This window comes from Edaphobacter sp. 4G125, assembly GCF_014274685.1.
Lineage (GTDB): Bacteria > Acidobacteriota > Terriglobia > Terriglobales > Acidobacteriaceae > Edaphobacter.
Genome location: NZ_CP060393.1, coordinates 662,257 through 680,173, shown reverse-complemented (window position 1 = coordinate 680,173; position 17,917 = coordinate 662,257). Strand labels below are relative to the sequence as shown.

Sequence of the window (17,917 nt, the reverse complement as noted above, 5' to 3'; positions counted from 1 at the left end):
TTTGTTCAAGGAATGCGTCACCCTTCCTCCTCGCATGTCAGTCGCCGCGCACTGCAAGCATCGGATCGGTCATGGACGCACGCAGCGCTGGCAACAGAGAGGCCATCAGCGCAAGCAGCAGCATAGCGACTACAGAAGTGCCAAGCACCGCCGGGTCGAATGGACTCACTCCAAACAGAAAAGATCGAAGCAAGCTGGAAACAGCGATCGCTCCAAGCAACCCAAGAACACAGCCAACCGCTGCCAGCTTCGCTCCGGAGGCGAGCACCAATTGCAAGATTCGAGAGCGTTCGCAGCCCAGCGCCATGCGGATTGCCATCTCCTGTTCGCGGATCGCAACCGTAAACGCGATCACACTGTAGATTCCCATCACCCCCAGCAACACGGCTGCAATCGCAAAGGACGAGATCAACACCGTGTTGAACCGGCGCGGCGCCTCGCTGTCTGAAACCACCGCATCGAGTGTCTTCATCTTGATGAATGCAAGCTGCGGGTCAATCTTCTGCACCACGGCCCGCATTGAATTTTCCATCTGTTCAGGCGGAACACTCGTGCGCAGCACAACCCATCCGTAATTCGCCATCAACTCGCCCGCCGCGGCAAAGACGCCTTCTGAAGCCACCACTTGAGTTGCAGGCTGATAGAACTGCTCCGGTGTCTGCCCATCAGCAGAACCCATCTTCACATCGCCCACTTCTCCCACAATGGTCATCCAAGGTGTCGAAGTCTCTGGCATGCCTCGGCGCAGGCGCTTACCGATAGGGTTCTCTCCGGGCCAGTAGTGTTCCGCCAGTTTGTGGTTCACGATTGCTACCAACGGTGAACCCTCTCTGTCTGCTTCTGTGAACAGGCGACCGCGCAGCAAACGAATTCCCAGCGCAGGAAACAGATCACCCTTAACCTGCGTGGAGGCTGCCATGTGCAACCCTGCTCCTTTCGAAGAGACATAGCCTTCCGGAAGAATCGAGATACCTCCTCCGTTGAACCCTCCTGCAGGCAGCAAGCCAGTCATGCCTACGGATTCAACACCAGGCAGCTGCCGAAGACCATCGAGCAACATTTGATTGAAGGTATCGATCTGTGGTTGTGTCGTATATTGCTTCCCCGGCAGAGAATAGTACGCAGCCAATGTATGGTCCGGCTGAAAACCCATATCGACAGAACGCATCTTCTCAAAACTGCGTAGCAACAGTCCGGATGCAGCCAGAAGGATCAAAGCAACCGCAATCTCTCCCACCACCAGCGTGGAACGCAGCCGCGTATGACCACTTCCCGAGCTTCCGGTGCGGCCACCTTCCTTCAGCGTCTCGTTGACGCTTGTTTGGATTGCGGCAAACGCGGGTGCCAGCCCGCAAAGGAAACCCGTAAGCAATACCAGCCCGAGCGCGAAGCTCACAACCACCCAGTCCAAACCGATCTCCCGGACGCGCGGCAGCGTCTGCGGCAGCAGGTTCAAGCCAACGCGTAGCGCGATGCCCGCGAACGCAAGACCAAGAACGCCTCCACCCAGACTCAGGATCATACTCTCGATCACAGCCTGGCGCAGTAGCGCCGTCGCACGGGCGCCAAGTGCAAGACGCACCGCAATCTCCCTTCGTCGACGGATGGAACGCACTAGCAAAAGACCAGCCTGGTTTGCACAGGCAATCAGAAGAACTACGACTACAGCAAAGAAGAGCGTGCGCAACAGCGGACGTGCACGGGCGACCGTGTCTTCCTGCAGCCCCTTCACCTCAGCGTGGATCCGAAGGCTGCTCATGTATGCCGGATAATTCCGCATCGTTTCAATCGCCACTCGTTGCGCATCGCTCTGCGCCTGCTCGGGAGTAACACCCGGCTTCAATCGGCCCACCATCCGCAGGTTCCACGATGCAGCGGCGCCAGCCAGAAACTCTCCAGGGTCAGGACTCATCGGGACCCAGAGCTCGCTTTGGTACCCCAGCCCGGGCGAGAGCGGAAACTCAAAATCGCGTGGCATCACACCAATAACGATGTACGGATTCCGGTTGAGAAGGATTTTGGAACCCAGGATCTTTGCATCGCCATGAAAACGGCCCTGCCACAAGCTGTAACTGAGCACAACAAACGGCTGGTGTTGATCGTCTTCCTGCTGCGTAAAGACTCTTCCAAGCAGCGGCGCAACTTCCAGCGCAGAAAAAACCTCTCCACTCATGCGCGATGCTCGTACAGGCTGCGGCTCATCGCTGCCCGACAGTTCATACGATCTTTGCTGATAGCCTCCCAAATGCGTAAAACTATGCGTGTCCCGCATATAGTTTCGGATATCAGGAGCGGTAACCGCAGCGCTGCCAGACGAAGAATTGGATCCCTCCAGAACATCGCCCAACGTCACCAGCCGTCCAGGCTCAGGAAAGGGCAACGGACGCAGCAACACACCTTCAACGATGGAAAAGATTGCCGTGGTCGCACCGATTCCCAGCCCTAGCATCAGGATGGCAGTCAACGTGAACCCCGGAGACTTGCGCAGCTGACGCAAGGTATGGCGAATATCCTGAAGAGTCTGCGCCAGCCATGGATAAGAGCGTTCATCACGATGCAGTTGCTTTGCCTGCTCAACTCCGCCATAGGCGCGTCGAGCCGCCACCCGCGCTTCTTTAGGGCTCATACCCTTCTTCCGGAACTCATCTTCCAGCAGTGCAAGATGAGCGACAATCTCGCGATCGAGTTCTGCTTCGGTCTCGTCGTTGCTGAAGAGGCTAAAAATTCTCAGAAAGAAGCGTCGCAGGTTCTTCATATCTAGGACTCCTCAAGCAGAAGCCGCTCCACTAGGCCTGCCATTTTTCTCCATCGTTCAGTCTCCTCGCTCAACGCCTTCTGTCCGCCTTTCGTGATGGCATAAAACTTGGCTTCACGGTTGTTCTCCGTCTTTCCCCACGTACCCTTGATCCACCCATATTGCTCCAGCCGCACCAGCGCAGGATAAAGCGTGCCCTGATTGAGGTTGAGCAGGCTGTCGGAGATCTGCTGGAGCCGCGTAGCGATCTGATAAGCATGCTGCGGCCCCATCGTGGAGAGTGTTCGCAACACGATGAGGTCGAGCGTGCCTTGCAGCAGTTGAATCGATTCTTTTTCTTTACTAGACATTCAAGTGGTCCTTGAAACGTAGCATGGACTTTATTCACTTGCCTGTCAAGTGGAAAGGAAGTTTTACCGACTAGGAAATTAGTGAAAATTATCGACAAGCATCAGGTCGCTGGCTGGGTCGTCGAGCTGATCGTAGACGAGGTATCGCTCGTCGGGCGAAACAGCAAGGCCGTATTCAGGCAGACCGATTGGCACAATGATTGTAGTAGCACCAGTAACGAAGCTATAGAAGCGGATCTCAGATGTGCCATCGATGCTGGGAGCGGTCATGAAATAGATTCCCTTTTTGGTGACGGCGAAGTTGGTTCGGAAGAGTGAGTCTGTAAGCTGTTGCTCAGGACCTCCAGAGATGGGCATCTTCCAGATGGATCCGGTTCCTGCTTCCTTGGAGAAATAAAGAGTGGCGCCATCCTGGGATTCGATCGCCATCGCTCCTCCATTGTGAGTTACCTGGATGGATGTTCCACCCGTGACAGGTATCTTCCAGATCTCGTTTCTACCGCTCTGGTTAGTAGTGAAGTACAACCAGCGGCCATCGCGTGACCAGGTTGCGCCAAAACTGTCAAAGTTGCCATGAGTCCTCTGGCTTATCTTTCCGCCATCCGAACTCATGGTGTAGATCTGGAAATGTCCGGTAGAGCTGGAGTCGAAGGCAAGAGTCTGGCCGTCCGGAGACCAGTGCGGGGATCCGGTGAGTCCGGGGCGCATGAATGTGAGCTGCCGCGCCTGGTTTCCCTCGCTGTCGCTGATCCAGATATCCAATCCCGTGCCGCTGCGGCTGGAATGAAATGCAAGTTTGCGCCCGTCGGGCGAGTATTGAGGAAAGACATCGCGGACAGTGGACGCAATGAATGGCTCGGGATGAAGAGGTTTGGCGGTTAGATCGATCCGCCAGATGTTGGTATCGCCGTGAACAGCGGAGAAGGCAAGCCGATGACCTCGACGTGCTATGTCGAACGAGCCCTCGCTATTCAGCCAGGGAATGTGCTGGAAAGGGGGCGAACCATCTGGCCGGATACGCACCGCTCCGTGGAAGCGATCGCCGTAGGTGTGCGCGATAATCTCGCTGCTATCTGCGGTCCAACGTGATTCCCAAAATCTTGGACCGACGGAAAGTTGGGTAGGACTGCCAAGGGGCTTTGCATCGGCGTCCACCTTAACAGAATAGAGACTGCCTGCATTGAAGGCCCCGTGCCGAGCGAAGAGCAACGTCTTCCCATCAGGTGAGATGGTCGGAAACGCGTCAGCCAGCGACGTGGGTGGGTCCGTGATGGGGTTGAATTCACCAGTATCGACTGAAATCCGAACTAGGTGAGGACGAGACTCGACAACGGCTGGCAAGACAAGCCATTTGCTGTTGACAGACCAGGTGGGGCTGGAGCCTTGGGCATCCGTCCAGGTGTGGAATTCCGCAAGCTTTCGCTCGGGGCCGCCTAGAGCTGGAATCAGTATTAGGTATACCGTGCCTGGACTGACGACGCGCTCGAAGGCGATCGTTCGGCCGTCGGGCGACCAGGAAGGCCATCGGCTGGGATCGGGGGCGTTCGTCAAACGGAGTGGGGTGGAATCTGAACCAACTACTTTTATGTAGATATCGAATTTGTTCTGTTTTTCGCTGTTCCACTCAAAGGCAACCTGATCTCCGTCAGGGGAAAAGGATGGAGCGTTTTCGCTGCCTCGATAGGTCGTAAGTGGAACGGGGGTCACTACCGTTGGTTCTTCAGAGGCTGCTTTTGCGTAAAGGCGCCAGACTGCAAAGCCGGAGACGATGATGACAGCGGCGATGGCCGTCAGAATGAGAATATGGCGATTGGGCCGGCCACGAGGAGTAGGGCTGGACACGGGCGCGGCGCAGGCGAGCGTCGATGCGGAGGCTTGTTCGGGGAGAGTATCGACTGGCGCGATGAAGCGATAACCGCGGGTAGGGATAGTTTCGATGAATCGAGACTCTTTGGTGCTGTCTCCCAACTCGCGGCGGATTACACCGATGGTCCGGGTCAAGGTATTCTCCTCGACGAACGTCCCATTCCATACCAATTCCAGAAGAGAGCGCTTGTCGACTAAGCGTCCGGCACGGCTTACCAGCACCAAAAGAACGCTCAGGGCCTTTGGCTCCAAAGCTATCCGATGCCCGTTACGAATGAGGCAGAAACCACCCTCGTGTAGCTCAAAATCTCCAAAGCGATAGATCACGGCATACCTTTCGTCCGCCGTACAAAATTCTCATAAAAATCTCAGAAGAGGCAAAGGGTCACCAAAGTACTTCCTCAGCACTGCGATGACAGGCTGAGGAAGCTGCTTAGGAGGCTTTATGCAACTCTTTTCATCTTGCGCCGTTCTTTCGGTCGGCAATACGCGTTATCGCCGTTTTCTCAACCGATTTCTGCTTGGTGAAGTTTTGGTTGGACTTTTACTGCTGCCTCCTGTGAGGGTGTTTGCCATCTCTCAGGAAAATGCCTCCGGCCTGTCGGAGGTTCCGTTTCGGGTGGTAGCTGGACATGCAATTGTCTCGGTGAGTGTCAATGGGGTCGGTCCGTTTGATTTCATTTTGGACAATGGATGCGAGACGTCGATGGTCGATCCGAAAATTGCGCAGGCGCTGAAGATGCCGATAGTAGGGCGGACCACCCTGGTTTCAGTAAGTCGGGAGACAGTCGTCTCGCTGGTGATCGCGAAGGAGATTAAGCTTGGCCGGATCGTGACATCGAATCTTGAGGTGATAGTAGATCCCCTGGAAGGGGAAAAGTCGATTGCGCCGACCGTCCATGGGATTCTGGGTGAAGACTTTCTCCAGAAATTCGATTTTCTGCTCGATAACGAAGAACAACGGCTCGTGTTCGAGCAGGAGCCGGGAGTTTTGCTATCGACTATGAAGGGAACACATTTGGATTTGCCGCGACAGTCTTCTCTAGACGGCCGGCCGATCTATAAACAGTTGGTGGTGCATGCGCGATCGTTCGAGCTTGCAGGACGGGATCTTGCCATGCAGCTGGACTCGGGAACGAATATGGCAATACTTTTTTCGCGGGTTGGCGGGACGCTGTTTCTGCACCAACAGGGGAATATGACTAGCGTAATTGAGGGTGGCCACAGACAAGGCGCGCAGCTTGTGCGAGTACCCACCCTCAGAGTAGGCAATGTGAACCTTGTAGATATGTTGTTGGCAATCATGGACGATCAACCGCACTCACCCACAGGGATTGATGGAACGCTGCCGACGTACTTATTTCATAGCATCTATTTCAGCCATTCAGGTGGATTCGTGATTCTGAATCCCTCAAAAGCGAAGCGCCCTCGTTCTATGGAAATGGCTGTAATCGACAGAGTTTCTCACGATTGACGTTCTAGTGGCCCACGATATGAACATGGATCATGTGGAGACGTACTTACAAGATAGGAGGACGAGGAGCAACTTCGTGAGCAATCACCCTTTTGCTGCAAGAAGATGGGAACGGTCGACCCATCGCGTGTGGAAACCCCGACTACGAAATATCTTTTCGATATGGGCCCCAGCTGCATCTCGCCAAACTACTCCACTCCGTCATTCCAAGGGAATCAAAGCTTGCCCATTTACTCTGTCAAGTGCTTTGGAGACGTAAATTATTGAAAATAGATGACATGCTGATTGCAGAAACACCTGCCTCCTTCAGCTATTCTTTAATTAGGTATCGATAGAAAAGGTGAGAAGCGATGACCCTGGGAAATCAATCCCAGGGCCATCGCAATAATTTAGGTACGCACCGATTGCAGTCTGAGGTCCGAACCTAAGTCAAAATGATTGAATACTTTGCATCAAAATGGGGGGGGTTACCCCAGCGTCGGCATCGTCGTATCCACCCCGGCCCGGATACCCTTTGGCCAGCGAGCCGTAATGGTCTTGATCCGCGTATAAAACCGGACGCCCTCCGGCCCATGCATCGCATGATCGCCAAACAGCGACCGCTTCCAGCCGCCGAAGCTGTGGAACGCCATCGGAACCGGGATCGGCACGTTAATCCCAACCATGCCGACCTGCACCGCGTGAGCAAACTCCCGCGCCGTATCTCCGTCGCGGGTAAATATAGAGGTTCCGTTCCCGAACTCGTGCTTGTTAATTAGTTCAAGCGCTGTCTCAAAGTCGCGCGCGCGAACCAGTCCCAGCACCGGCCCGAAGATCTCATCCTTATAGATCTGCATCTCCGGCTTCACATGATCGAACAACGTTGCTCCCAGAAAGAAACCATCTCCCTTCGGCAGCGCACCGTTGCGACCATCGACCACCAACTCAGCCCCTTCCGTCGCGCCGGTGGCGAGATATCCACTCACCCGCTCCAGATGCGGCTTCGTCACCAATGGCCCCATGTCGGAGCCATTCTCCATGCCCGGCAGAACTTTGAGCTTGGCAATACGATCGATCACCTTCTCGCGCAGCGCATCCGCCGTAGAATTTCCCACGGCCACCGCGACCGAAATCGCCATGCAGCGCTCACCGGCAGAACCATACGCCGCTCCCACCAGGGCGTCGGCCGCCTGATCGAGATCAGCATCCGGCATCACGATCATGTGGTTCTTCGCTCCGCCCAGCGCCTGTACACGCTTCCCATGTGCTGTGCCCTTGCCGTACACATACTCCGCAATCGGAGTCGAGCCAACAAAACTCACTGCCTGGATATCAGGGTGCTCCAACAACCCATCCACTGCACCCTTATCGCCGTGAAGCACATTGAAAACACCGTCAGGGAGCCCAGCCTCCTTCAGCAACTCAGCGATCAGGACCGATGCACTGGGATCGCGCTCGCTCGGCTTCAGAATAAAGGGATTCCCGCAGGCAAGTGCGACAGGAAACATCCACATCGGAACCATCGCAGGGAAGTTGAACGGTGTAATTCCAGCCACCACTCCCAGCGGCTGCCGCATCGACCAGCTGTCGATATCCGTACCCACCTGTTCGGAGAACTCCCCCTTCAGCAGATGCGGAATCCCGGTGGCGAACTCGACCACTTCGAGGCCGCGCGTCACCTCGCCCTTAGCATCGGAAAAAATCTTGCCGTGCTCCGAGGTGATCGCTTCGGCGATTCTGTCCGCATTCTTCTCCAACAGGTCACGGAAGCGGAAGAGGACACGAGCTCTCCTGAGCGGAGGTTGTGCAGCCCACGCAGGAAACGCGGCCTTCGCTGTAGCCACAACCCCGTCCAGCTCGGCACGGCTTGCCAGTGGGACCCTGGCATGGACCTGTCCCGTCGCCGGATTGTAGACATCACCAAATCGACCAGAACTACCAGCGACTCTTTGGCCTCCGATCCAGTGCGTGATCTCGCGAAGTGCCGACTTCTCCGCAGCCTTAATCCCAGGTACCGCTACTGTGGATGCCATAAATGAACCTCTCTTCTCGAAGATACGAAAGCGATTGTTCTTTCAACAATAGATGTTACATTTCTTTATAGTCAAATATTATTGCATAATACGCAATATTATTTGACACTCAAAGAACGCACATCCCGTCCCTGTGCGTTGGGAATGGAAGCACCCAGAAGCGCGGCAGCCGTCGGACCGATGTCTTCCACGGTCACCCCCTCAAGAGCGCTGCATCGCTGAACACCCGCTCCAGAAAGAATCAGCGACGACCGAAGCTCCGGCAGATGGGGATTATAACCATGCGCCCCCTTGCCGATCGAATCCGTCACGCGCGGGCCAGTAAGATTGCTGCCGAACCCAAAGCCTTTCACAGGATCGATCGCCAGGAAAGCCTCTGGATCAGCGCCCAAAGTCTTCAACTCCTCTGGGGTGTAAACATGGGCGATTCCATTCGCTGGATCCGCGGCAAGCTCTTTGATGAGCTCGGTCGCCTTCTCGATACTCGCGCTGTCGTTCGGATCTTTCGCCTCGAAGAAGGCTGAGCCAGTCAGATTGCGTTGATAGACCTTCCAACTGGTGACACGACCGTTTTTGTCGGTCGTGATCAGTCCAGCCTCGCGCAATGCGATCAGCGGATGGAAGAGCTTTGTAACCGGAAGAAACCCGTGATCGGAGACAACTACCCATGCTGTCTCTTTCATCCGCCCAGACTGCTCTACAGAGCTGCGAATCTTTCCGATCTCTGCATCAATCCGTTCTAGCTCAGCGTGTGACTCCGGAGCGTGTGGACCATACTTGTGCTGCGCTTCATCCAGCTCGCTCAGATGCAACGCCATCAAAGACGGCTTGCGAGTGCGCAGGATCGCAATCACCGCATCAGTGCGCCACTCGTCGCTCATCGGCCGTGCCGTTGCATTCACCTTCTGCATCTCAGCGAAGAGGCCGCGCGTTGAGATAACTCGCATCAGTGCGATATCTTCGTCGGTACGAACCGGGCGATACTCTGGGAGAAGGTAGTCCACATCCGCACCGACGGTCACTGGCCAGGAGACTGCCGCAGTCTTGAGATGCGCGGCGTGCAGCGCCTGCCAGAGCGTTGGCGTCTTGATCTTCTCAGCGTAGTAATACCAACCGCCGAACTCCAGATTGAATGGGTCCATCGGCGTGTTGCTGATCACCCCATGCACAGCCGGCGGCTGGCCGGTAATCATCGCGGTATGGCTGGGATAGGTACTGGCCGGGAAGACGCTCATCACACCGGGTGAAGCGCAACCTGTGCTCATCAGCGCCCGGATATTGGGAATCTTCAGGCCGTGTGCATCTGCCTGCTCATACTCGATGGGAGTCATGCCATCGACTGAGATCAGGATGACCTGCTTTACCAGAGGCTCTTTCGCAATCGCCAGCGAACAACAACACAAGATCGCTGTTGTCAGTAAAACCGCAAAGCGCGCGCGAGTCCTGAACATGCCGTCTCCTGAAGGAAGATTGGCTGATGCTGAAGAAACTCCATCGTAGACAGACAATCGACAGAAGTCAATAAATTGTATACCGACTTGTAATCACTTCCAGTTCAGATAGATAGGGTTGGTCATCACTACAGGATCGCTTCCGGGATTCCCATCGACCAACTCGGCTCGCACCCAGTGACGCTTCCCATCCGAGGTCCAACGGTACACTGCTTTCCCATTCTCCAGGGCTGGCTGTTGTGCGATCGGTTTGCCATCCAGATACAGGCGAAGCTGTGCTCCAGAACGATCGTTTGTGCTGACCGTAAACTCCACTGCGCTTCCAGCTGTAACTTTCAGTTCGTCGCCCATCATCGCCGAGCCTGCGTTCAACAGAAGCTCAGGGCCATCCGGTCCGTTGGTCTTGATGTACACATGGCCTGCTTTGATACCTTCCAGAATCGCAGGTTGCGAAAGCTCGCGCGCGTAAACGACCGTTGTGGGAATACCCACGCCATCGTGCAGCGGCAACTGCTCTCCGCCGCGATGTTCATCTCCACCACCAACGCCTGTGGGGCGTAGCCCTTTCGCGTGCAATTCTTCCCACAACGGAATGCCGTTTCCTGGTGGTGGGACAAACCACGATCCATGCTCGTGATAGCCGTTGAGGACCTCGATTGCGTCGACCTTCGAGAAATCGGTGATCGGCATCCATCCCCATCCGCAACCAGGGCAGTGTCCATCCCAGGGCCAGTAGTAGTGATTGACACTGACCAGCGCGCCCAGCGCGTGGGCCTGATCGAACATGTCGTTGATCGTGAATCCGTGATCCGCTGCGCGATAGTCGATCATACCGATGGTTCCCCAGACGTTGGAGTGACCCCGTACAGTCGTCATCTCCTCGCCTGCGATCAGCAGCAACTTGTCGTAGTACGGCTGCACCTGTTGCATCTCGTTGAATGTTGCCTGGGTATTGTGGTCGGTCACGGCGAGGAAGTCGAGCTTCTGCGAAGCCGCTGCCTCAAGCAGTTTCCACACCGGGCAAGGAACATTCTTCCCCGATTGGCTTTTGCACATTGCATCGGTATTACCAGTGTGCGAATGCAGGTCGCCCATGTACCAGCCGGATTTCGAGTTCAGCACGATATCGTGCTCGGGATCAAGCTTGCGCGAGAGGTGAATCTTCAATGTGTATTCGCCATGCGCCGTGGGAGCAACATAGTTGAAACCGAACGACACCTTCCATGTGCCCGGAACCAACGGACCTGGCAGATACGGCCCTGTGGCTGTGACCGTTGTGATGGAGAACTTTGCGCGCCCCTCGCCGCGGTATCGATCCGGATCCCACATCCCTACGGTCACATACATGCCCTTCTGAAAACCGGGCGAGTCCAATTCCACATCCATGCGCTGGATTCCCTTTGGCATCTCGAAGGTCTGGGTCTCGTGGGTACCTAATTTCTCGGGCGTGATATTTCCGTGAAGCTCGATCTCAAGCGAAGGATCGTTTGTATCGCCTTGTTGTGCAAACAAACTCTGCGCTGCAAGCGAGAGCAACAAGGCAACAGTAGCGCGGAAAAACCATGAGAAGCGCATGACACAAGACCTCAGATCAGGGTTTGGAAATGTCTGCGATGCAGCATACCAGTAGTGCCCCTGGGAGCTTCAAGAATCGCTTCCGCGTAACAGACCCGATTTGCTTAAAACACCATAGGCGGGTTTAGAGTAAACATCGTTGCGCATCGAACGTATCGAAGCGCACTTCACACCTCGGAAACAACTCACCTTCGAAAGGAAGCAGCGCTTTGTACGACTACAAGAAACTCTTCGATCTCACAGGTAAAAAGGCGCTCGTTGTCGGAGCAGGAAGCGGTATTGGGGAAGCAGCAGCTCTGGGTCTGGCCGCGCATGGAGCGCATGTTCTGTGTGGTGATCTGAACCTTGAGGGTGCTCAAAAAGTCGTCGACGCAATCAAGAGCACGGGCGGAAGCGCCGAAGCGATCGCATTCGATCTGCGTGATGGCGACGGCGTAAAAAAAATAATTGGGGGGCTTCCCGATCTCGATGTTTTGGTCAGTACGCCTGCAATCAACGTACGCAAAGAGCTGCTCAACATGACGGAAGAAGAGTTTGATCGGGTGATGACGCTCAACCTGAAGGGAACCTTCCGCCTGATTACCGCCGCAGGCCGCAACATGAAGGCGCGCGGAAAGGGCAGCATCATCACCTTTGCCAGCATTCGCGCTCACGTCGTCGAGCCGGGTCAAGGTGTCTATGCTGCAACCAAAGCGGGCGTTTTACAGATGTGTCGCGCACTTGCCGCTGAACTGGGACCGCATGGTGTTCGCGTGAATGCGATTGGGCCGGGAGTTGTGGATACTCCACTGACCGCCCCAATCGCCGCCAACAAGGAATGGTACAACGCCTATGCCACGAAGAGTGCGCTGGGACGCTGGGCCAAGCCGCATGAAATGGCCGGGGCCGTTGTGTATCTCGCCTCGGACGCGGGCTCATTTGTAACCGGTACGCTTACCATTGTCGACGGCGGATGGACCGCTGTGGACGGTCGCTTCACTCCGCCTCTGTAATCAAGGTTGCGGAGTCATAGGATCAAACTGCGAGGGAGCATTGGGACTAGGAATGTCTCCCTCGCTAACAATTCCCTCCTGCGCGTTGGAGAGCTCCACGTGGGCGATATCGGTAAGCCGGTATAGCTTCGCGTGAATGCGATGGGCAAGGTATTCATCGCACTGTACCTCGATACGAACCGCCGTCACATCGCGCTCGCGAACAATGCTCATGCGATCGATCTCGAGCAGATGCTGGTCATAGACCTGTGCCAACCGCATGACGAGCCTGGGTCTTGCTACTGCTGTGATTCGATACGTCCATACCATCGCTCTTGCCTAACCTTTCACTCTTTGAAAAAGAAAACCCGCCACAGTTTTTGCTGTGGCGGGCTTCGCATCTTCCGGTTTCGATTCGGAGCGTTACGTCGCGCCACCACTGGAAATGGGCGAAATAATAGGCCGAATCGCAATCGCTTCAAACGCAAGCGAGCCTACTTGCAGTTTGTCTTGCAAGTTGAATACGGGTTCGCGCGTCGTTCTGCAATTCATGCGTTGGAGCATATACCCGAATCTTGCAATCGTGCAAATCTTCATGTCGAGACAACTGCAAGCTGCTCCAGTCTGGTCAGCACAGCATCTCCCACCTGAGATGTCGTAAAGTTTCCGCCGAGATCAGGTGTTCGCGCTCCATCTGCAAGCGCTTCAATACATGCCTGTTCAACTAACGCAGCCTCCTTCGGCATTCCCAGCGAGAGGCGAAGCATCATTGCAACACTCAGAATCTGTGCCATGGGATTCGCGATTCCCTTGCCCGCAATGTCTGGCGCCGAACCGTGAATCGGCTCGTAAACGGCGGGATTAAACCGCGTTTGATCATGGCTCTGGGCAGTCTTTGTCGCTCCGATCGTCGCGGAGGGCAACATACCAAGGCTCCCCGTAAGCATGGAGGCGAGGTCCGAGAGGATGTCTCCGAACATATTGCCTGTCACAATGACATCGAACTGCTTGGGGGCGCGCACCAGCTGCATCGCACAGTTGTCGGCATACATGTGGCGCAGCTTTACATCTGCAAACTCACGCTTGTGCAGCTCGGTCATTACTTCGCGCCACACCAAGCCGCTCTCGGTGACGTTGGCCTTCTCGACGCTACAGACCTCGTTGCGGCGACTGCGCGCCAGAGTGAAGGCGACGCGACCGACTCGCTCGATCTCCTCGGTCGAGTAAGTTTCTGTGTTGTAGCCACGTTTGCTTCCATCGGCGAGAGTCTCGATGCCACGTGGCTCGCCAAAGTAAAGACCTCCGGCACACTCTCGCACAATCATCAGATCCAACCCACGGATAACCTCCGGCTTCAGCGTACTGGCTTCAATCAGGGGGGCGAAGAGTGTAGCAGGACGTAAATTTGCAAAGAGATTCAGCTCCTTGCGCAGGCGAAGAATCGCAATTTCCGGACGAAGATCGAACCCCAGCCCCTCCCATTTCGGACCGCCGACCGAGCCAAAGAGAACGGCGTGCGAGGTGCGTGCACGTTCCATCGTCTCATCCAGCAATGGCGTTCCGTGCGCGTCGATGGCGCATCCACCGGCAAGTGCATACTCCAGCTCGAGATGCGCACCAGCCTGGACACTTACCTGCTTGAGCACGCGGACTGCCTGCTCCATCACCTCGGGGCCAATGCCGTCCCCCGGCAGCACAAGAATCCTGAACAATTCGTTCACAAACACTTCCTTTCCAATAGGACCTCCTCTTGGATACGACATCCTGAAGCCCCAAGGCAAGCTACGAACCCAACGGCGAAATGATGCAGGTAGCCCTCAAAAACCTTGGAAAAATCCGCAGATTAGCGAAAAACACTGCGCCGCTGAGATACTAAAAGGCGTCTAATTCTTTTGGAAACAGCCGATGGCTACCGCTAACCTTCCCAAACCCGAAGCTGCACCAAAATCGAGGCTGACCTCTTTCGAGCGAACACTACAGAGCGCTCGTTCGACCATGATGTTCAGCGAGATCGCAAGGCTTGCGGTCGACAGCTTCCGAGCCAGTAAGGTTCGCTTTCTGCTCACCATGCTGGGCATGATCATCGGATCTGCCTCGATCATTCTGGTCTACACCCTTGGCATGACCGGCAAGCAGTACGCGCTCAACCTGATCGCTTCGATTGGACCGACCATGGTTGAGATGTCGTACAACGGTGGAAACGTTATAGGTCCTGACAACACCAGCACGCCGGACTTTATGACTCGCGAAGACGAGGCTGCCGTACGGGAACAGATTCCGGGTATCGTTGCCTCCTCACCAATGCTGGAAGATCATGACAATGTCAGCATGGGTGGCGGAATCACGCGCAACACCATGATTCTCGGTGTCTCGCCGCAGTACCGCATTGTACGTAATCTGGCGGTCGTCACGGGACGCTTCTTCGACGATCAGGATGCAATCACTCACGCCAAAGTAGCGGTAATGGTAGAGCCTTTTGCCCGTGCTCTCTTTGGTTCCTCCGCAGCCGCGGTTGGGCACTCGATCAGTATTCACGGAATTCCATTTACGATCATCGGTGTCTTCAAAATGCGAATTGACACCTTTGGTCAATCCGAGGTCTCCGATCAGACCATTCTTATTCCATATCAGGTCGCACGCTACTTCACAGGTACAGATACCGTGAAAGAGATTTTCTTCAGCATGAGAAATACCTCTGATGTCACTCCAGCCTCAGAAGAGATTCTGCAGATCATTAAGAGCCGACACCGGGCAAGTTCCGTCTACACAGCCTTTACAATGCAGCAGGTCCTTGGCGTAATGGCAAAGATCGCCAATATGCTCACCATCGTACTTACGCTGGCGGCAGCGATCACCCTGATCGTCTCCGGTGTCGGCATCATGAACAGCATGCTGGCTAACGTTCAGTCTCGCCTTCGCGAGATTGGCATCCGCAAGGCTATTGGAGCTACCAGCCACGAGATTCGCCTGCAGTTCCTTACGGAAGCCGTCTTCCTCTCCCTTGGTGGAGGAATCATCGGCACTGCGTTCGGTCTTGCTGTTCCACTGTCTGTCCGTTTTTTTACGCCCTTCCAGATTCCGATCTCGATCTGGTCTGCCGTAATCGCGCTTGGAACTTCGGTCCTGATCGGAGTTCTCTTCGGTACTCTTCCAGCCAACCGCGCCGCGCGACTCGATCCAGTCCAAACCTTGAAGTACGAATAACGTTCGTTTTCGATCCCGAGCGTTACTGGGGCTCCCCAAGCGTCTCTTCGAGTCGGTCCTGCACGAAGAAGCTCTCCATTCCTCTTCTCACGACAGCATCGACCGAGTCTCCCAGATCATAAGCAATCTCCAGAATGCCTGGGATCTCTTTTGGCAGCGTCGTGGCAAGCCGCATGAACTGCGTCCAATCGATCGTGCCAGAGCCCGGCCACAGATGCTCGTCGCGTAAACCATTGTTATCGTGAACGTGCAGTTCGCCAATGCGGGAGCGCAACAGCTCAACGGCATGGTCAAGCCCTGAATCGCTGAGGTTTGCGTGCCCGACATCGAGCGTTACACCAACATCATCGAAGTGACCTACATGGAGAATCTCCAGCAGATGCTCAGGAGTCGTAACGTCATTTTGCAGGTTCTCCAGCAACACCTTGACGCCGAGCGGGCGAGCAAAGGTATGGATGTGCTCGATGGCCGTAAGCGAGTTCTCGATGGCTCTCTCGTCCCACGGATCGTCCTTCAGGCCAAGATGCAAGGTCATTGCCTTGAGAGGAATTTGTTCCGCGGATTCCAGTGCGCGCTTGACCTCGTCCATCGCCTCAATTCGATGTACCTTCTCCAGTGCGATCAGCGAGAGTGTTGGGGTGACATGGCGCGACCAGTTTTCCGACTGTTCCCGGGTAAAGATTGGCTGGTGCAGAGTCGCCGTCAATCCAGTGTCTCGAAACCAGGTAGCGATCTCGCGGACCAGAGCGCGGTCGGTGTAATCGAAGTGATGACGCGCGGCAAATAGCTCAACAGTCGCGGCTCCAGCTCGCCGAAGATCATCCAGCAAGCCAGGGTGAAGACGATGGGAGAGGAAGACGTGAGTCGAGATTCCGCGCTGCATCCTGAATTAGAAGTTACAACAGACTGGGCTGGAAAGTTCAGATAACATGATCGCGGGATGCGCCTGAAAGGATACTCGTCATGATTCACAGATCTCTTGCTTTGTTTGCAGGATTGTTTCTGCCGACTTTCGCCCTTGGACAAACGCCTGCTCCTGCGCAGGCTCCTGTCGATTCGGCCAAACAGATCGCCACCATGCAACAGAAGCTGAATGACTGGCCCCAACTTGCCCGGTATCGCGATGCAAATGCTGCATTGCCTCCCGTCGCTTCTGGAGAAAAGCGCGTTGTCTTTTATGGTGATTCCATTACCGATGCCTGGGCAAAGAATCCGGACGAATTTTTCCCCGGCAAGCACTACATTGGCCGAGGCATCAGCGGACAGACAACACCGCAGATGCTAGTGCGGTTCCAGCAGGACGTCGTTCACCTGCAACCCGCTGTCGTCGTCATCCTTGCCGGAACCAACGATATCGCCGGCAACACCGGACCTTCGACTCCCGACATGATCGAGGACAACTTCGCCTCCATGGTAGCGATTGCCAAGGCCAACAATATCAAGATGATCATCTCCTCGATTCTTCCCGCAGATCATTACGCCTGGCGTCCCGGGGTTCAGCCCGCCGACCAGATCCGCCAGATGAATATGCGGCTCAAGGCCCTCTGCCAGCGGGACGGCTTGGTCTATCTCGACTATTACAGCGCGATGACAAACGCGAACGGCGGTCTCGATCCTGAGCTTGCTAAAGATGGAGTTCACCCCACCGCCAAGGGATATGCGATCATGTCTCCGCTGGCCGAAAAGGCGATTGCCGAAGCCCTGGCCCACTAAGGAGGTCGCCCATGGAAGGTTCCCCCGTATCGGAGCCTTTGGTTCCGCCCTTCACGCGCGAGACTGCCATCCGAAAGGTGCGAGCGGCTGAAGATGCATGGAATACTCGCGACCCACAGCGCGTCTCCCTGGCGTACACGCTCAATAGCCGGTGGCGCAACCGTTCAGAATTCATTCACGGCCGCGAAGAGATCGTTGCTTTTCTTACGCGCAAATGGGAGCGCGAGCTGGAATATCGTCTGATTAAAGAGCTCTGGGCCTTCGACGAAACGCGGATCGCTGTGCGGTTTGCCTATGAGTGCCACGATACCGCCGGACGATGGTGGCGCAGCTATGGCAACGAGAACTGGGAGTTCGACCAGGGCGGATTGATGAAGGTGCGCCACGCCAGCATCAACGACCTCCCCATCACCGAATCTCAGCGGCTCTACCACTGGCCCCTCGGCCGCAGACCAGATGATCATCCTGGCCTTAGCGAATTAGGACTTTAGTAACGGAAGATTTTGCTGTAGTGTTTCTTCGAAATCTGTATCCGGTCTCATGGAA

At 55.4% G+C, this 17,917-nt stretch carries 14 protein-coding genes; 5 read left to right on the top strand and 9 right to left on the bottom strand.

From position 1 onward, the window contains the following. Positions 1–37 precede the first annotated feature (37 nt). From H7846_RS02835 to H7846_RS02825, 3 genes are all read right to left on the bottom strand, one after another. A complete protein-coding gene (locus tag H7846_RS02835) occupies positions 38–2,755 on the bottom strand; it encodes an ABC transporter permease (RefSeq protein WP_255460811.1) in 2,718 nt (905 codons plus the stop codon). Positions 2,756–2,757: 2 nt separating this feature from the next. Further along, positions 2,758–3,105: a PadR family transcriptional regulator gene (locus tag H7846_RS02830; RefSeq protein ID WP_186695036.1), complete on the bottom strand. Its 348-nt coding sequence runs from the start codon at positions 3,103–3,105 to the stop codon at positions 2,758–2,760. 78 nt (positions 3,106–3,183) lie between these two features. Continuing rightward, complete coding sequence (locus H7846_RS02825; RefSeq protein ID WP_186695035.1) at positions 3,184–5,298, bottom strand: winged helix-turn-helix domain-containing protein; 2,115 nt, start codon at positions 5,296–5,298, stop codon at positions 3,184–3,186. Positions 5,299–5,536: 238 nt separating this feature from the next. Here H7846_RS02825 and H7846_RS02820 point away from each other — a divergent pair, with 238 nt between their 5' ends. After that, entirely contained in the window at positions 5,537–6,445 is a 909-nt protein-coding gene (locus H7846_RS02820; RefSeq protein WP_186695034.1) for a retropepsin-like aspartic protease, read from the top strand. A 467-nt stretch (positions 6,446–6,912) separates the two neighbouring features. Here the strand turns inward: H7846_RS02820 and H7846_RS02815 are convergent, their stop codons facing one another. The 3 genes from H7846_RS02815 to H7846_RS02805 all read right to left on the bottom strand — a co-directional run bounded on the left by H7846_RS02815 (position 6,913) and on the right by H7846_RS02805 (position 11,483). Then, positions 6,913–8,457 (bottom strand): CoA-acylating methylmalonate-semialdehyde dehydrogenase, encoded by a 1,545-nt coding sequence (locus tag H7846_RS02815; protein ID WP_186695033.1) that lies wholly within the window; start codon positions 8,455–8,457, stop codon positions 6,913–6,915. Between the two features lie 98 nt (positions 8,458–8,555). Further along, positions 8,556–9,908: an alkaline phosphatase family protein gene (locus H7846_RS02810; RefSeq protein ID WP_186695032.1), complete on the bottom strand. Its 1,353-nt coding sequence runs from the start codon at positions 9,906–9,908 to the stop codon at positions 8,556–8,558. Between the two features lie 93 nt (positions 9,909–10,001). After that, positions 10,002–11,483 (bottom strand): CehA/McbA family metallohydrolase, encoded by a 1,482-nt coding sequence (locus H7846_RS02805; RefSeq protein ID WP_186695031.1) that lies wholly within the window; start codon positions 11,481–11,483, stop codon positions 10,002–10,004. 209 nt (positions 11,484–11,692) lie between these two features. On the opposite strand from H7846_RS02805, the gene H7846_RS02800 reads away from it, so the two are divergent. Next, positions 11,693–12,475, top strand: a complete 783-nt coding sequence (locus H7846_RS02800; RefSeq protein WP_186695030.1) for an SDR family NAD(P)-dependent oxidoreductase — start codon at positions 11,693–11,695, stop codon at positions 12,473–12,475. On the opposite strand, the gene H7846_RS02795 is transcribed toward H7846_RS02800, so the two are convergent. Both H7846_RS02795 and leuB read right to left on the bottom strand, forming a co-directional pair. Then, a complete protein-coding gene (locus tag H7846_RS02795) occupies positions 12,476–12,784 on the bottom strand; it encodes a hypothetical protein (RefSeq protein WP_186695029.1) in 309 nt (102 codons plus the stop codon). A 263-nt stretch (positions 12,785–13,047) separates the two neighbouring features. After that, positions 13,048–14,175, bottom strand: coding sequence for a 3-isopropylmalate dehydrogenase (gene leuB / locus H7846_RS02790; protein WP_255460810.1), 1,128 nt, complete (start codon positions 14,173–14,175; stop codon positions 13,048–13,050). 184 nt (positions 14,176–14,359) lie between these two features. Between leuB and H7846_RS02785 the strand changes: the two genes are divergently transcribed. Beyond that, entirely contained in the window at positions 14,360–15,658 is a 1,299-nt protein-coding gene (locus H7846_RS02785) for an ABC transporter permease (protein ID WP_186695027.1), read from the top strand. 22 nt (positions 15,659–15,680) lie between these two features. On the opposite strand, the gene H7846_RS02780 is transcribed toward H7846_RS02785, so the two are convergent. Continuing rightward, positions 15,681–16,541 (bottom strand): sugar phosphate isomerase/epimerase family protein, encoded by an 861-nt coding sequence (locus tag H7846_RS02780; protein WP_186695026.1) that lies wholly within the window; start codon positions 16,539–16,541, stop codon positions 15,681–15,683. 80 nt (positions 16,542–16,621) lie between these two features. Here H7846_RS02780 and H7846_RS02775 point away from each other — a divergent pair, with 80 nt between their 5' ends. Together H7846_RS02775 and H7846_RS02770 are read left to right on the top strand one after the other, a co-directional pair. Next, positions 16,622–17,371 (top strand): SGNH/GDSL hydrolase family protein, encoded by a 750-nt coding sequence (locus H7846_RS02775; RefSeq protein ID WP_186695025.1) that lies wholly within the window; start codon positions 16,622–16,624, stop codon positions 17,369–17,371. Between the two features lie 11 nt (positions 17,372–17,382). Beyond that, positions 17,383–17,862, top strand: a complete 480-nt coding sequence (locus tag H7846_RS02770) for a nuclear transport factor 2 family protein (protein ID WP_186695024.1) — start codon at positions 17,383–17,385, stop codon at positions 17,860–17,862. Positions 17,863–17,917 lie beyond the last annotated feature (55 nt).

Excerpts from the sequence above, each read along its gene's own strand:
- H7846_RS02775 (WP_186695025.1), top strand. The coding sequence starts at position 16,622 with ATGATTCACAGATCTCTTGCTTTGTTTGCAGGATTGTTTCTGCCGACT.
- H7846_RS02785 (WP_186695027.1), top strand. The coding sequence starts at position 14,360 with ATGGCTACCGCTAACCTTCCCAAACCCGAAGCTGCACCAAAATCGAGG.
- H7846_RS02780 (WP_186695026.1), bottom strand. The coding sequence starts at position 16,541 with ATGCAGCGCGGAATCTCGACTCACGTCTTCCTCTCCCATCGTCTTCAC.
- H7846_RS02805 (WP_186695031.1), bottom strand. The coding sequence starts at position 11,483 with ATGCGCTTCTCATGGTTTTTCCGCGCTACTGTTGCCTTGTTGCTCTCG.
- H7846_RS02815 (WP_186695033.1), bottom strand. The coding sequence starts at position 8,457 with ATGGCATCCACAGTAGCGGTACCTGGGATTAAGGCTGCGGAGAAGTCG.
- H7846_RS02810 (WP_186695032.1), bottom strand. The coding sequence starts at position 9,908 with ATGTTCAGGACTCGCGCGCGCTTTGCGGTTTTACTGACAACAGCGATC.
- H7846_RS02835 (WP_255460811.1), bottom strand. The coding sequence starts at position 2,755 with ATGAAGAACCTGCGACGCTTCTTTCTGAGAATTTTTAGCCTCTTCAGC.
- H7846_RS02830 (WP_186695036.1), bottom strand. The coding sequence starts at position 3,105 with ATGTCTAGTAAAGAAAAAGAATCGATTCAACTGCTGCAAGGCACGCTC.
- H7846_RS02795 (WP_186695029.1), bottom strand. The coding sequence starts at position 12,784 with ATGGTATGGACGTATCGAATCACAGCAGTAGCAAGACCCAGGCTCGTC.
- H7846_RS02770 (WP_186695024.1), top strand. The coding sequence starts at position 17,383 with ATGGAAGGTTCCCCCGTATCGGAGCCTTTGGTTCCGCCCTTCACGCGC.